The organism is Exiguobacterium antarcticum DSM 14480 (genome assembly GCF_000685865.1).
Classification (GTDB): domain Bacteria; phylum Bacillota; class Bacilli; order Exiguobacteriales; family Exiguobacteriaceae; genus Exiguobacterium_A; species Exiguobacterium_A antarcticum.
This window is the reverse complement of record NZ_JMKS01000003.1, coordinates 1,641,265-1,656,192: the sequence shown is the minus strand read 5'-3', so window position 1 is coordinate 1,656,192 and position 14,928 is coordinate 1,641,265. Positions and strand designations below refer to the sequence as shown.

Genomic DNA, 14,928 nt, shown 5'->3' with positions numbered 1-14,928 from the left:
CTTTTTTACTTTTTTCTGGAATCTGAATGTATCCGCAACAAAAAAGCCGATTCAAAAAGGAATCGGCTTCATTGTCATTATCTTCTTATCCTTTTTTTCGAACAATCAGCAACGTGTACACGAGCAAGGCCAGGCAATCGAGTGTCATGATGATCAACCCCATCGGTAACGCCGAGTCTTCGCCCATCACTCCGACGAGTGGTGAGACAAGTGACCCGACGAGCATCGGCAATAGACCGAGTAACGCCGAAGCACTTCCTGCCGTCGAACCGTAATTCTGCATCGCCAAGGTAAAACCAAGTGTCGAAATCATCCCGACACTCGAGACAACGAAGAACAACGGAATCATGACGAGAACAAGTGAACTCGATAAGGTCAACGCAAGAAATAGACAAATGCCGGCTAACGCCACGACGATCAAGGCAATGCGCATCATCTTTTCACTGTCGACACGACCGGCAAGTCGTCCCGCAGTTTGTGCCGCGATGATGATCCCAATCCCATTCAGACCAAACAAAAAACTGAATTGTTGCGGAGTCGCCCCATAAATATTTTGTAAGACGAACGGCGAGCCGGAAATATACGCGAACATCGCACCCATCGCAAAGGCTTGAGCGAAGGCATATCCGAGGAACGTCCGGTCCGATAACAACCGCCCGAATGTTTGGAACGTTGTTTTTAAATTCCCCTCGACGCGGTGATGAACCGGGAGTGTTTCCGGTAAACGGAAGGCCACCGCGATCAGCATCAGCGTACTTAAGATCGCAAGGAGATAAAACACAACCCGCCAGTCGCCAAACCGCAAAATCTGTCCCCCGATGATCGGGGCGAGAATGGGTGCCGTTCCGTTGACCAGTGATAAGGCCGCAAAAAACTTCGTCAATTCCGGACCTTCAAACAAATCACGGACAATCGCTCGTGAGATGACGATACCGGACGCTCCAGCCGCCCCTTGAACGAACCGCAGGGCAATCAACACCTCAATCGTCGGCGCAAACGCACAGGCGAGTGATGCGAGCAGGTAAGCGAATAATGCGAGCAATAATGGACGTTTTCGCCCGCGGACATCACTGAGCGGTCCAACGATGATTTGTCCGAGGGCCATTCCGAGCATACAGGCCGTCAAACTCAGTTGGATCGACGATGCACTCGCACCAAAGGAACGTGACATATCGGGAAATGCCGGTAAATACATATCGATCGAGAGTGGTCCAAGCGCTGCCAGTGATCCTAAAATCAGGATGAACGTCAGTCGTTTCGTTTGAATCGGCGAGGTATTCGTCATGATGTTCCTCCTTTTTAAGACGTTACGTAATCCAAGTCATGTAAGACATAGGCCAGGAAAAAGACGACCGATGGATTTTCGTAGACCGTCTGGACTTTCTTTAATTGTGCCCGGTACCCCGTCTCATATTCGACTCCGTTCAGTTTTCGTTCCATGTTCATCTTGATCAACGCATCAAGCTTATCGACGACATCGACCATTTGTCCTTCGTACGTCTCATCCTTCGCTTCGACGACAAAACGATGGAATTCTTGTCGCATGGACAGAGGCAACAAATCAATCAAGGCTTCCCCTTCTGTCCGCTCATAGGCTTCAAAAGCCGCCGCTGTGACCGGTGTCGCATGTTTGACGGGACCAAGGACGTCTCCCGTCGTCCCTTCGACCAAGTCATGACAAAGGAGCCGTGAGACAACTTCCGCCGTATCGATCGGCACGCCATATTTTTTGGCTTCGATCAGACCATTAAATAAACCAAGTGACGCCGCACGAAACGCATGTGTCGCATCGTTGTCATCAATCGTGTTGAAGCGCCCTTTCCAACGGCGAATCGTGTCCATCATTAAGATATTATCAATGAAGCGGGACATCGTGTCTCCTGCAAAGACGGACTCGGTCAATGTCCGAATCGCGGACAACGGATGATCCAATAAAACGATTTTCAGTTCCGTCGTTTTGGCCGTAAAAAAGGCGGATCCCGTCATTTCTGCTTCTCGTTTTGCAAACAACATCGCATCAAACGTATCGATTGCTTCGACCATCCGTCCTTCTCGGGATTCATCTTCAGCAAACACTAAATAGCTCGTAAAATCGGGTTGTAACGATTTGGATAGCAAGGCGACGAGTTTCTCACTCGCTTGTTGTTCCATCGCTTGGATATGGGCGTGAAGCGTCGGTTCTTTTTTTGTTCGGTGTTTAATCGGTCCCGTGATGACTTCGTTCATGTCATGAAACAACGCTTTCCCGAGCAGCGACAGACGATCGTATTTGACGCCTGTTGCTTCTTGTTCGAGATAACTCGCCATTAAACTAAATAAGGCGACCCGAAAACTATGGCTCGCCGCATTATCCGGAAAACGGGGTGCGTACTCATCCCAACGTGGTACATTCTGCATCCGTGTCAGCATTCGAATAAAATTACCGTTTTGCATCGTCCTCACTCCTCATAAAAAACGGACAGAGGAATGATGACCCTGTCCGTTTTCCTAATTGTTATTTTTCTGTTTTTGTACCGCTTCTAAACCAACCTAACACCAAAATCAAGACGAGCACAACCCAGAAGATGGATTGCCATAATGTGCTTTCCGGAAATTCGTGTGGCAAGACGTGAATGGATGGGTGCGCGAGTGTCATGACGACGAGCTTGACACCGACCCAAGCAACGAGCCAAAAGGCAGCTTCTTCGATTCCCGGTCGTTTCTGTAGCAAGACGACAAACCAACTCGCAAAGTAACGCATGATGACAAGGCCGATGATGCCGCTAAAGAAGACGACCCAGAATTGTCCCGTGTTCAGACCACCGATCGTACCACCGATCATCGGTAACGTCGTTGCCATCGCAACTGCCGCAAGCGTCGAGTCAACAGCAAATGCCAAGTCGGAAAACTCGACTTTGACGACGGTCCACCAAAAATTCGGTGAGGCTTTTCCAGACGACAGCGCGTCCGGAACTTGATGTTTGTTGGAACGTGCCTCGACGATTCCTTTGAACGCGACGTAGAAGAGGTACACCGCACCAAGTGCCTGCAATTCCCAAATCGTTGCTAAATACGAGGCAAAGAAAATCGCGATGAAACGTAAGACGAGAGCCCCGATCAATCCATAAAATAAAGCTTTTTTTCGTTGCTCATCCGGTAGCGGACGAACGAGAACCGCCATGACCATGGCGTTATCTGCCGACAGTAATCCTTGTAAGATGATTAAGACAAGTCCAACCGTCGCATACTGCGTAATTAATCCAATATCCATAAAAACGAATCTCCTTTTTGTTCAGTAAGTTTATTATAAGTCGACTTACCTAAAAGAAAAAGACTGAAGACTTGGAGCTGATTCATCTTTTTACCCGGTCTTTCGGATTATTAGACAAAAAAAGACTCTCCGTGAAGGAGAGCCCAAAGATCTTACAGATGTTTTTCGACTTTCTTTTGTGCATCTGGATTTGATTTTGTTTTCGGAGAAGAGAACCAACCCCACAGTGCGAGACTGACCATGACTGTCCAGAAGAAAATCTGCCATGGTGTACTGTGGGCAAATCCTTCCGGAAGCTTCATCACTTCAAAAATCGTTCCTTCAATCGATGCATGGTAGTTCGGGTGTTCAAGTGCAAGAACAGCGAGTTTGACACCGACCCACGCAACGATTGCGAAAGCGGCTGTTTCAAGACCCGGACGTTCCGCGAGTAACCGTACGAAGACACGTGCTGCAAAACGCATCAAGACGACACCCGTCAATCCACCGGTTAAGATGACGACGAAGTGACCTGTGTTCAAGCCACCGACTTCACCAGTTCCCCAGTTTGGAAGCGCAACAGCCAAGGCGACAGCTGCCAAAATCGAATCGACCGCAAACGCGAGGTCAGCGAATTCAATTTTTGCGACTGTTTTCCAAAACTCTGCTTTTGAAACCGGTTCTTCTGATTTTGGTTCTGCGTCGCGCTCATTTTCAGCTCCATGATTCTCACCAATTCGCCGGGCCTTGACGGTTTTATAGATATGCCGTAGTCCCATGATCAGCAAGTAGGCTGCCCCAAGTGCTTGGATCTGCCAAATGTCGACGAGGAATGAGATCGCGAATAATGCCGCAAATCGAAGAACAAATGCTCCTGCCAATCCATAAAATAAAGCTTTTTTCTGTTGCTCGCCAGGTAAATGTTTTACCATCACCGCTAAAACAAGCGCGTTATCTGCCGAAAGGAGTCCTTCTAATGCGATTAAAACGAGGACGACCCAGGCATATTGAAGTACTAACTGCCAATCCATCTACTTCATTCCTTCCTATTACAATATAAGTTACATCAAGAATTCACAAGACACATCTTTACACGTTCACATGAACACATACTATACGATAATATACCCGATTGCAAGCAAGTTATGCCTCTAAATCAGCAAACTGTTTCTTCCGAGCCTTGCGGGTTTCGTTTTTAGAGGCGTTCGTGATAAAATTCATATCAACGATACGTCGCGAAAACACATTCCCGGAATCACCAGACTTGCTCGTCTCTAGCATTCCTGTCATGTTAATACTACTTGCACTACTACAAAAGGACAAAGGGGCCGATTTGAATGTCTACCTACCCGATTACATTGCCAACCAAAGAAGAGCGTCACAAGTTGTTTGGTTCAGTTCCTCCTATTAAAGGAACAAAGCCGACTGAAAAAGAGAAAATGATTGATCTTCAGAATACACCAAAAAATTTCCTGTTTGCACTGGATGCAGTCGGAATCTCGAACGTCAAACATCCGGTCGTCATTCAAGATGGTGAGACGACACAAGCAACGATTGCAACATTTGAACTCTCGACGTCGCTTGTGCAAGACCGTAAAGGAATCAACATGAGTCGTTTGACGGAGCAACTTGACCAGTACCATCACGAAGGTTGGGTCGTCACAAATGAATCACTCATTCAATTCGCCCGCGATCTCGCTGAGCGGATGGAACAAGCAGAAGGTCAACTCACAATCCGGTACCCATGGTTCTTTTCGCGGAAAGCACCAGCCACGGGGCTCAGCGGTTTGATGAATGCCGAAGTCTGGCAAACCGTCAGCGTCAATACGGAAACGGACGAAGCGACTTTATCGGTTGGTCTGACGATCAACGTCACGACACTCTGCCCATGCTCAAAAGAAATCAGTGAGTACAGCGCCCACAACCAACGGGGTTACGTCACGATGGAAGCATCGTTACGGGACGAAGCTGAAGAGTTTAACTGGAAACAGGAACTCCTCGACGCAGCAGAATCGAATGCATCTGCTCCACTTCACCCTGTCCTCAAACGTCCGGATGAAAAACGTGTCACTGAAATGGCGTATGAAAACCCACGTTTCGTCGAAGATATGGTGCGCTTGATCGCTGCCGACCTTTACGAAATGGATCCAATCGCGTCGTTCTTCGTCGAATGCCGCAACGAAGAAACGATTCACCAACATGATGCGATTGCCCGAATCACGTTTGATAAAGACGCACAATAAGAATCAAGATCACAATGCTGACTCAAACGTCAGCTTTTACACTTAAAAAATCAGCATGATATCAAAACCGCACAGACCAATCACTTCTTCGAAGTGATTGGTCTGTGCGGTTTTTTTGATTCAATTCAACTCAAGTCATTTTCGCACCGTTAAATCAGTCGCCCGAACGGTTCCCCAAGGCGAGACATCCGCTTTGACCTCTAGTTTTTTAGCATCCTCATAGCCTTTACCCGTGCCTTGTTCCACGTAATATTGTGTCAATTGTGGAATCGTCACGTATTGATCATAATAATCCCCCGCAACAGAACCAAAAAAGCGTTCATTCGAAATCCGGTCAATCTTTGCATAACCATCCGCATCGGTCGTAAATGTGACATAGACCAATCCTTTTTTAATCGAGTCCTCGGGCTTCAAGTCAGGGTATTGCAACATGACATACTCACCGTAGACGGGATTAAACGGATCAAAGGGTTCCGCCCGAAAACGATAGCTGTCACCAAACCAGGAAATCGAATAAAAACTGAGGATCACCCCTAAGACAACGATGATTTGTAATACCGGAAACAGATACCGTTTCATGACGGAACTCCTCCCTCACGACGTTTTCGCACCCACCACAAGACACCGGCAACGAAGAAGACCAACAGTGCACCGACCAAGAAGAAGAGAGACATGTCGAGACGATCCCAAGCATAGATGAAGTAGATCGTCAGTTGGACAGCAATGAAGTAGACAAAGGCAATCGTCAAACGATGACCTCTGCGTTCCTGTTCGATCAAATAGACAAACGCAATGATTTCGACGAGGGCTGCAATCAAAATCGCTTGTTCGTCAAACCACAACAAACCGAACAGACCCAGTGGTAACAGCCAGAGCAACGGACGGAATTTTTGATAGATCAAATAGCCGATCGCGACACCAAAGACGGCAAGGGCGATCGCTTCGCCCCAAGGAATCGATGCGTTCGTCGTTTCGGCGCGGACCGTCAGATACACTAGCGAGTTGATGGCTGCAACAACTAAATACAGGTGATATAAAAACTGACGATGGACATCGTGTTTGACGACAAGTAACAGTGGGACAAGGATGAACAAGGTCCAGATCGGCCAGAGTACACCGTCATACGAGACGAGTACAAACAATTCCAGACCTGAAAAATAAAGAACTAGCCAACTGAAGACAAGTGAGGGTAACGATTGGCTAAAGTAAAACCAGGCGAGTGAGACGAGTACAAGGAAGACGATTGACGTCCAGTCGAGAAACGTCGCTTGTTCACTCCCAAATCCACCCCCTGCCGTTAAAATGTTCAAACTTGCAATAAAGGCGAAGACGGCATAGGCCGTATGACGCCACGTAAAAAAATGGGCGAGCGCCGCGACAAAAACTGCCCATCCGATGAAGGACCCCTGCATCGACATATGAAAACTCTGAACCGTTACAATGAGGGCTCCTGCGAATGCGACCAGTCCAAGAATGCGAAAGGTGACGGGATTCCAAATCGCTCGACGCTCTGACAAATCGGCAAACACATAACAGCTGACCATGATGACTAAGACCAACCCGATTTTAATGAGTGCAGGAATCACCTGCCAGTTCGCCGCCAAAAAACTGAGTAGCGCCAGACCGACGAACGTCAGTCCGATTATCAATAAAAGTGGGACACGTTGCTTTTTTTGGCGATGTGTTTCGTAGTCTTTAATCCGCTCAATCGTCTCTGCATCAATTAGACCAGCTTGTTGCCATTCCATTAATTTTGTCAGCCGTGCCATCGTGGACACCTCCCGATTTCAAGTTGCCAGGCCATAGAAGTATTTTCCCGTTTCTTGTTCTATTCAAGCAACATTTAGCAGAAATCCGGTCTATGACAACGTCTTTTTCCGAATAAGAAACGACCGACACTCGAGGTGACGGTCGCTTGAAGGATTATACTTTAAATCGTGAAACGAGGACTTGTAATTCTTCCGCCATGTCCGACAACGTTTTAGCCGATTGTGAAATATCTTCCATCGAGCCGAGTTGTTCTTCAGTCGTTGCGGCCACACGTTCCGATGCCGCAGAATTCTCATCTGCGATATGGGCGATTTCAGTTGCCGATGCCGACACTTCCTGAACGTTGGCGGCAATTTCTTCGACTGTCGCCGTGACGTCTTCGATCCGTGGTGTCATCTCTTGTGTCCGTAACATGATTTGTTTGAAACGGACGGCAGAATCTTCCGTCGTTTCGAGTCCTGCTTTTGTATGATGTGATACTTCTTTCATCAAGAAGACGGACCGTTCTGTTTCTTGTTTGATGTTTTGGATCAAATGCGAAATCTGTTTCGTCGATTCCTGTGATTGTTCGGCGAGTTTACGGACTTCACTTGCGACGACCGCAAATCCTTTTCCGTTCTCACCGGCACGCGCCGCCTCGATTGCCGCATTCAGAGCAAGCAGATTGGTTTGCGTCGCGATGCCGTTGATGACGTCGACAATCTTTCCGATCTCATTGGAACGGTGGGCAAGGGATTGGATGACTTCCCCGAAGTTTTCGACCGACGTATCAATTGCCTTCATCTGCTCGACGTTTTTAACGACTGCTGCCGTTCCGTCTTCCGCTTCCGCTGCTGTCGCACGCGATAATTCGGAGACATTCGTCGAACTTTCCGCAATCCGCATGACACCCGATGTAATGGCCTGCAAAGAAACCGCATTTCCGTCGAGCTGACGTTTCGATTGACCAGCACCTGCTGCCATCTCTTGGATCGAACCAGCGATTTGTTCGGATGCTGCCGTCGTTTGTGCCGCATTCGCCATCAATTCCTCTGACGAAGCCGCGACCTGTCCGATCGATTGGTCAAGATTCGTAATGATCGAACGGAGCGATACGATCATGACGTTAAAGCTTTCCGCCACTTGCCCGATTTCATCGTTGGATTCGACGACGACCTGTTCCGTCAAATCGCCTTCTTGAATCCGTTCCGCACTTTTCGTTAAACGGTTCAGCGGACTGAGGATCGAACGTAAGATGAAGAATAAAAGAATAGCTGCAAAGACGAACGTCACGGCGATGACGCCAAGTGTCGTCCAAAGGATACTCGATGTTTCCTCCGTGATTTCATAGTCGTACAGCGTGCCGGCGACTTTCCAACCCGTCAGATTGTTTGTCATGAAGTCCATTTGTTTGTCTTCATTTTCAAACAGGTAGGAAAATTGCCCCTCTTTGCCGGCGTAAATTGAATCCACCCAGTCCCCTGAGGCTTTTTCACCGGGTTTTAGCGTCGGGTGACTGACGAATTTTTTACCAGAGTCCAAAATCGTCACGTAACCTTCTTTACCAATTTTGATTTTTTTTGCGATTTCTGCGATCCGGTCGACATCGACGTCAATTGCGATGACGCCTCGTCCATTGCCACCGGTTTGTGAGAGGGTGATCATCATCTTTCCAGATGCCGCATCGACATATGGATCCGTGATGACGACTTTTCCTTTCGCCTCTTCTGCTGCTTGATACCACGGACGGTCCCGCGGGTCATAATCCTCCGGCATCGACTGCTCCGGATAGATCGTCATCTCTCCAGTCGTCGTCGCATAATAAATATTGGCGGCCTGGGGATGTGTATCTAAGTATTCGGTCATTTTTTCTTTTAAGTCGAGGTTTTGTTTGCCTGCTTGATACAGTGTCCCGTCAATCCGGTCCGCAAAAAACGCGACATCCCGTCGCATCGGATCCACGATATTCATGACCTCATCATTCATCCGGTCGACACCGGAATGGGCCGACTGTAAGATTTCATTCGTGATTTTTTGTTTCGCTTGGCTATAAGAAACAAAGCCAATCAGTAAAGACGGAATCAATAATAAGAGCATAGAGGTCAAAATCAGTTTTTGTTTGATGCTCAATGTACGCTTTTTCTTTTCTTTCATATCTAACTCCCATTCTCGAGTACGATGACTCGTTGTTCTATTCTTTTTATCGGCTAGAATGTGTATTTTTTCACAGCAAATAAAAAAAGAAGAAAATTCCTTTTTACAAGGAACCTTCTTCTTTTAGCTGATTTAACTCAGGCTTCTTGATCGCCCTTCCAATTCATCATGCCGCCTTCAACGTTGACGACGTCATATCCGTACTGTTCCAAGAACCGTCCGACGTTCTCACTTCGTCCACCGGCTTTACAAATCAGGTAATATTTCTCTCCTTCTTGCAGTTCCGTATAACGTTCACCGATTTCAGACATCGGGAGAAAACGGACGTTTGGAATATGACCAGCGTCATACTCGTCTTGTTCCCGGACATCGACGACGTGTAACGCTTCGCCTGCTTCAAGCTTTTCTTGTAATTCATCGACATGGATCGTCTTCATGATGGTTCCTCCTCTAATTTCATCTGTGTTCAGTGTAGCAAAACCGGTAGCAAAACAGAACAAAAGAGACCAGCCGAAGCTGATCTCTTTTTATTCCCCTGATGCTTGGTCAAACGATTGGCGTTTTTCTTTATGCATACCCCGTGCATAATAGACGGCAATCAAAATCACGTACCAAAGTGGTCCAACGACAAGTGCAATCCGCGTCCCCGCATCAAACGCCATCAAGACGATGACACCTGCGAGAGCGACTAACGCGACATAGTTCGCAATCGGGAAAAACGGAACCGCGAATTCAGCTGTTCCATGGACTTTCCGTGCCCGCATCTGGGCAATCAAGATCATCGCCCATGTCCAGACCGCACCGAACGTCGCAATACTCGTGACAATCGCAAAGACATCATCCGGTAAGAAGTAGTTCAAGGCGACGCCAACCAACAAGGCAACTCCGGAAAGAATCGTTGCCAGTGCCGGTACACCATTTTTTGAAATCTTCGCAAATCGTTTCGGTGCTTCCTGATTTTGCGACAAGTTCATCATCATTCGTGCCGTCGAGAAGATCCCTGAGTTACATGACGACAAGGCTGCCGTCAAGACGACGAAGTTGATGATTCCAGCCGCTGCCGGAATACCTAATGATTCAAACAATAATACAAACGGACTGCTGTTATTCTGTCCGACTTGATCCCACGGATAAATCGACAGAATGACGAACAATGCGCCGATATAGAAAACCAGGATTCGCCAAAAAACGTTGTTGACGGCCTTGCGAATCGTTTTCTTCGGATTTTTTGCTTCCCCTGCTGTGACCCCAATCACTTCAATCCCTAAGAAGGCAAACATGACCATTTGCATCGCAAGTAAGACCCCACCAAATCCGTTTGGTAAGAAACCGCCGTGCGACCAAAGATTTGAAATCCCGACCGGTGTACCACCGTTCCCGAAACCAATGACGATCGTCAGTGTTCCGAGGATGATCATCGCGACGATGGCGACAATTTTAATCAACGCAAACCAAAATTCAAATTCCCCATAAAACTTAACGGCAATGAAGTTGATGCTCGTCATCAGAATGAGCGCACCGAGTGCCCACATCCACGTTGGTGAGTTCGGGAACCATTCTTGCATGTAGATCCCGACGGCCGTAATTTCGGCCATACATGTGAAAATCCAGAGTAACCAATAATTCCATCCTGTCAGGAACCCGGCTAGCGGACTGACATATTTCCGGGCATATTCGGCAAAACTGCCTGATACCGGTTCACGGACTGCGAGCTCCCCAAGTGCACGCATGATGATAAAGATAATAAGACCACCGATTAAGTATCCGATCAGTATTCCTGGTCCAGCTAATTGAATCGCTTTTGCCGATCCTAAGAACAGTCCGACACCGATTGCCGCCCCCAGCGACATCAATGTAATGTGACGTTCTTCTAATCCCCGATTCAGTTCTGTCTGTTGTTTCATCTGTACGACGTCCTTCCCGTCTCTGTTTGTTTCCTAGCAGTTCCCCTAACCGCTACGTTGTCAGTATAATGAAATTGTGTCCGTTTTGTAAACGTTTTCAAGTGATATTTTTGTTCAAGAACACATACTCGAAATATTCTGATTTATGTAACGAAATATGAAAGGAGCAACCATCTATACAAAATAGTATAGCGGACTGCTCCCCTCTGAGAAGTTACAAACCTTATTCAACTTTAGCGAGACGTGATTTTTCAGACGATGACTTCTGTTCGGTAAGACGGAACAAAGCATTTAACGCCAGTGCCGTCAACGATCCTGCGACGATCGGGCTGTCCGTCAAGACACGGACTTGTTCCGGCAGTGACGCGACAATCGCCGGATTCATGCTGATGCCAAGTCCGACACCAAGCGCTAAGGCCACGGTAATCACATTATCATTTTTAGCAAAATTGACACGGGATAAAATCCGAATCCCACTTGCTGCGACGGTGCCGAACATGACGAGCATCGCTCCACCGAGGACAGGTTTTGGAATCAAGGTCGTGAACGTCGCGACTTTTGGTAAGAAACCAAGCACAATCAAAAAGAATCCGGCAAAGACGATGACTTTCCGTGTTTTTACCCCCGTCAGCTGGACGAGACCGACGTTTTGGCTGTACGTCGTATACGGAAAACTGTTAAAAATCCCGCCGATGATCGTCGCAGCCCCTTCCGCCCGGTAACCACGCGCCAAGTCCTTGTCAGTCAACTTTTTATCGGTGATTTCCCCAAGTGTCAAGAAGACACCCGTCGACTCGACCATCGATACGAGACCAACGAGTGTCATCGTCAGAATCGCAGTTGCGTTGAATGTCGGTACACCAAAGTAAAACGGTGTCACCATCTGGAACCACGACGCCTCGGCGACCGGACTGAAATCAATCATCCCCATTCCGAATGCGACCAACGTGCCGATCAAGACGGCAATCAACACGGCTGCCGCTTTTGAAAACACAGTCCCGTATCGGTTGAAGACTAAAATCAAAACAATCGTCAACCCGGCGAGTCCTAAGTACCGCAGATCACCAAAATCCTTCGCTCCCTGTCCGCCGCCGATATCGTTGATGGCCGCTGGAATCAGCGAAATCCCGATAATCGTCACGACGGATCCGAGGACGACCGGTGGAAACAGTACCGCAATCCGGCTGAATAATCCGGAAATCACCAAAATGATCAGTCCGCTCGCGATCAAGGCACCATAAATCGCCGTGATTCCCTGCAGGCTTCCGATGGCAATCATCGGACCGACCGCCGTAAACGTACAGCCGAGGACGACCGGTAAGCCGACGCCGGTATATTTCGTCACGAAGACTTGCAGTAACGTCGCAACGCCACACATAAATAAATCAATCGCGACGAGATAGGCCAGTTCTTCACCCGACAAGCCGATCGCACTGCCGACAATCAACGGAACAATCGCGGCTCCGGTATACATCGCTAACACATGCTGCAGACCGAGACTTGCCGCCTTGACGTTCGACAAGGTCTTCATACGTTCACCGAGTCAACGAACGTCGCTTGTCCGGCTTCCAGTTTTTTAATCCGTGCCAACGATTCGACGCGGAACCCGGCATCCAGTAATTTTTGACGGCCCGGTTGGAATGATTTTTCAATGACGATTCCGAAGCCTGCCACTTCAGCTCCCGCCTGTTCCACGAGTTTCGCCAGACCAAAGGCGGCTTCGCCGTTCGCCAGGAAATCATCGATGATCAACACCCGTTCGCCTGCCTGCAGATACTTTTCAGCGACGGTGATCGTACTGGTCTGTTGTTTCGTAAACGAGTAGACTTCCGCTGATATCGTGCCTTCATTTAACGTCAGCGACTTTGTTTTCCGTGCGTAGACCATCGGAACACCAAGACGGAGTGCCGTCATCATCGCCGGGGCGATTCCCCCTGCTTCAATCGTCAAAATCCGGGTAATCCCAGCATCTTTGAACCGGTCCATGAATTCGTATGCAATTTCCCACATCAGAGTCGGATCGACCTGATGGTTTAAAAAGGAATCGACTTTTAAGACTTGATCCGATAAGACTAATCCTTCTTGTTTAATCATTTCTTCCAAACGTTTCATAACTGATTTCTCCTTTTTGAACGAAAAAAAACGTACAGCCGCTACCCGGGGGCAGCCACTGTACGCTAAAAAGAGAGCAGTAACTCACCACCCGTAGTCGGATCGTTACGGCGATCCGGTAGAGACTCGTGGGCCAATCCCCACTATTATACGAGCGTTGCTATACGTTTATTCGTTGATGCGTGATGTGTTCCATTTTACGGAGTTCGCTGAAAAAGTAAAGTCTTTTTCGAAAATGGATTACGCTTGGCGTTCTTCAACAGCTTGCGCTGCCGTGATGATCGCCAATTTGTAGACGTCTTCTTCGTTACAGCCACGTGACAGATCGTTGACCGGTTTGTTGAGTCCTTGAAGAATCGGTCCGATTGCTTCAAAACCACCAAGACGTTGTGCAATTTTGTAGCCGATGTTTCCAGACTCAAGGCTTGGGAAGATGAAGACGTTCGCATGACCGGCAACATCTGACTCCGGTGCTTTTGATTTCGCGACACTTGGAACGAATGCTGCGTCAAATTGTAATTCTCCATCGATTGCGAGTTCTGGTGCCCGTTCTTTTGCAAGACGTGTTGCTTCGACGACACGTTCTGTTTCCGGTGATTTCGCTGAACCTTTTGTCGAGAAGCTGAGCAACGCAACTTTCGGATCGATACCAAACGTTTTTGCCGTTTTTGCAGAAGCAATCGCGTTTTCTGCTAAATCGTTTGCGTCTGGTGCGATGTTGATTGCACAGTCAGCAAACACATACTGCTCATCGTCACGGACCATGATGAAGACACCTGATGTCTTTTTATAGCCTTCTTGCATTTTGATGATTTGAAGTGCCGGACGAACCGTGTCACTAGTCGCGTGCATCGCACCCGAGACAAGACCTTCTGCTTTGCCGGTGTGGACGAGCATCGTGCCGAACGTGTTGACGTCTTTGAGGATGACTTCACGCGCTTGTTCTTCTGTTGCTTTTCCTTTACGACGTTCGACGAACGACGCGACTAATTCTTCGATTCCGTCGTATGAAGCCGGATCAATCGTTTCAAGATCCGTCACGTCGATCTGATTCGCCGTTGCCGTCTCTTCGATTTTAACGCGTGGTCCGATGACGATTGGCGTGACAAGACCATCTTTTTTCAGACGAACAGCTGCCCCAAGAACACGAGCATCGATTCCTTCCGGGAAAACGATCGTTGGTTGATGGGCTTTGACTTTTGTCTCAAGCATTTCGAATAATTGCATGATATTAGCTCCTTTTATGGCGAATAAGTGTCGGTTTCTGTTGTTGTTGCATTCCATTGTTCATTATACACAGTTCTGTTTCGTTGTTAAAACAATTTGCAAAAAAGTGTTTTTTTCATTCTTACGACTGGCTTTTCGAATACTATTACAGTATTTTTTTCATATAGTACAGTTCCGGACATTCTGAAAATCTCACACCCTTTAAGAGCATACCCTGTTCCTTCGGGATATATGTCCGGTCCGCTTTTGAAATGAACCGTTTTCTTACGGGCAATTTGAAAAGATATGGTAAGATTGAACATGGATCAAC

13 protein-coding genes and 1 riboswitch are annotated in these 14,928 nt (G+C 47.7%); of the genes, 1 reads left to right on the top strand and 12 read right to left on the bottom strand.

What is annotated here, in order from left to right:
• Positions 1 to 85: 85 nt before the first annotated feature.
• The 4 genes from P404_RS0109460 to P404_RS0109445 form a co-directional block, all read right to left on the bottom strand.
• The gene (locus P404_RS0109460) at positions 86 to 1,285 is read right to left on the bottom strand and encodes a Bcr/CflA family multidrug efflux MFS transporter (RefSeq protein WP_026830594.1); all 1,200 of its coding nucleotides are present in this window, start codon (positions 1,283 to 1,285) and stop codon (positions 86 to 88) included.
• 14 nt (positions 1,286 to 1,299) lie between these two features.
• A complete protein-coding gene (locus P404_RS0109455; protein WP_026830593.1) occupies positions 1,300 to 2,433 on the bottom strand; it encodes a YfbR-like 5'-deoxynucleotidase in 1,134 nt (377 codons plus the stop codon).
• A 61-nt stretch (positions 2,434 to 2,494) separates the two neighbouring features.
• Positions 2,495 to 3,250: a TerC family protein gene (locus P404_RS0109450; protein ID WP_014969255.1), complete on the bottom strand. Its 756-nt coding sequence runs from the start codon at positions 3,248 to 3,250 to the stop codon at positions 2,495 to 2,497.
• Positions 3,251 to 3,402: 152 nt separating this feature from the next.
• On the bottom strand, positions 3,403 to 4,260 hold the full coding sequence (locus tag P404_RS0109445) for a TerC family protein (RefSeq protein ID WP_026830592.1): 858 nt from the start codon (positions 4,258 to 4,260) through the stop codon (positions 3,403 to 3,405).
• 306 nt (positions 4,261 to 4,566) lie between these two features.
• Between P404_RS0109445 and folE2 the strand changes: the two genes are divergently transcribed.
• Positions 4,567 to 5,472 carry a GTP cyclohydrolase FolE2 gene (folE2, locus tag P404_RS0109440; RefSeq protein ID WP_014969252.1) on the top strand — a complete coding sequence of 302 codons (906 nt, stop codon included), beginning with the start codon at positions 4,567 to 4,569 and terminating at the stop codon, positions 5,470 to 5,472.
• A gap of 135 nt (positions 5,473 to 5,607) precedes the next feature.
• Here folE2 and P404_RS0109435 read toward each other — a convergent pair whose 3' ends face one another.
• The 8 genes from P404_RS0109435 to pta all read right to left on the bottom strand — a co-directional run bounded on the left by P404_RS0109435 (position 5,608) and on the right by pta (position 14,618).
• Complete coding sequence (locus P404_RS0109435; RefSeq protein WP_014969251.1) at positions 5,608 to 6,051, bottom strand: GDYXXLXY domain-containing protein; 444 nt, start codon at positions 6,049 to 6,051, stop codon at positions 5,608 to 5,610.
• Positions 6,048 to 7,241 (bottom strand): DUF2157 domain-containing protein, encoded by a 1,194-nt coding sequence (locus P404_RS0109430; protein WP_026830591.1) that lies wholly within the window; start codon positions 7,239 to 7,241, stop codon positions 6,048 to 6,050. The genes P404_RS0109435 and P404_RS0109430 overlap by 4 nt, the downstream gene beginning before the upstream one ends.
• Before the next feature lie 154 nt (positions 7,242 to 7,395).
• Positions 7,396 to 9,375, bottom strand: a complete 1,980-nt coding sequence (locus P404_RS0109425) for a methyl-accepting chemotaxis protein (RefSeq protein WP_026830590.1) — start codon at positions 9,373 to 9,375, stop codon at positions 7,396 to 7,398.
• A 137-nt stretch (positions 9,376 to 9,512) separates the two neighbouring features.
• Positions 9,513 to 9,812 (bottom strand): rhodanese-like domain-containing protein, encoded by a 300-nt coding sequence (locus P404_RS0109420; protein ID WP_014969248.1) that lies wholly within the window; start codon positions 9,810 to 9,812, stop codon positions 9,513 to 9,515.
• A gap of 90 nt (positions 9,813 to 9,902) precedes the next feature.
• Positions 9,903 to 11,279, bottom strand: coding sequence for an amino acid permease (locus P404_RS0109415; protein WP_026830589.1), 1,377 nt, complete (start codon positions 11,277 to 11,279; stop codon positions 9,903 to 9,905).
• Between the two features lie 223 nt (positions 11,280 to 11,502).
• Positions 11,503 to 12,810 (bottom strand): nucleobase:cation symporter-2 family protein, encoded by a 1,308-nt coding sequence (locus tag P404_RS0109410; RefSeq protein ID WP_026830588.1) that lies wholly within the window; start codon positions 12,808 to 12,810, stop codon positions 11,503 to 11,505.
• Complete coding sequence (locus P404_RS0109405; RefSeq protein WP_026830587.1) at positions 12,807 to 13,391, bottom strand: xanthine phosphoribosyltransferase; 585 nt, start codon at positions 13,389 to 13,391, stop codon at positions 12,807 to 12,809. The genes P404_RS0109410 and P404_RS0109405 overlap by 4 nt, the downstream gene beginning before the upstream one ends.
• Positions 13,392 to 13,465: 74 nt before the next feature.
• A riboswitch (purine riboswitch) is annotated at positions 13,466 to 13,565 on the bottom strand.
• 66 nt (positions 13,566 to 13,631) lie between these two features.
• Positions 13,632 to 14,618, bottom strand: coding sequence for a phosphate acetyltransferase (gene pta, locus P404_RS0109400; protein ID WP_026830586.1), 987 nt, complete (start codon positions 14,616 to 14,618; stop codon positions 13,632 to 13,634).
• Between the last annotated feature and the right edge of the window lie 310 nt (positions 14,619 to 14,928).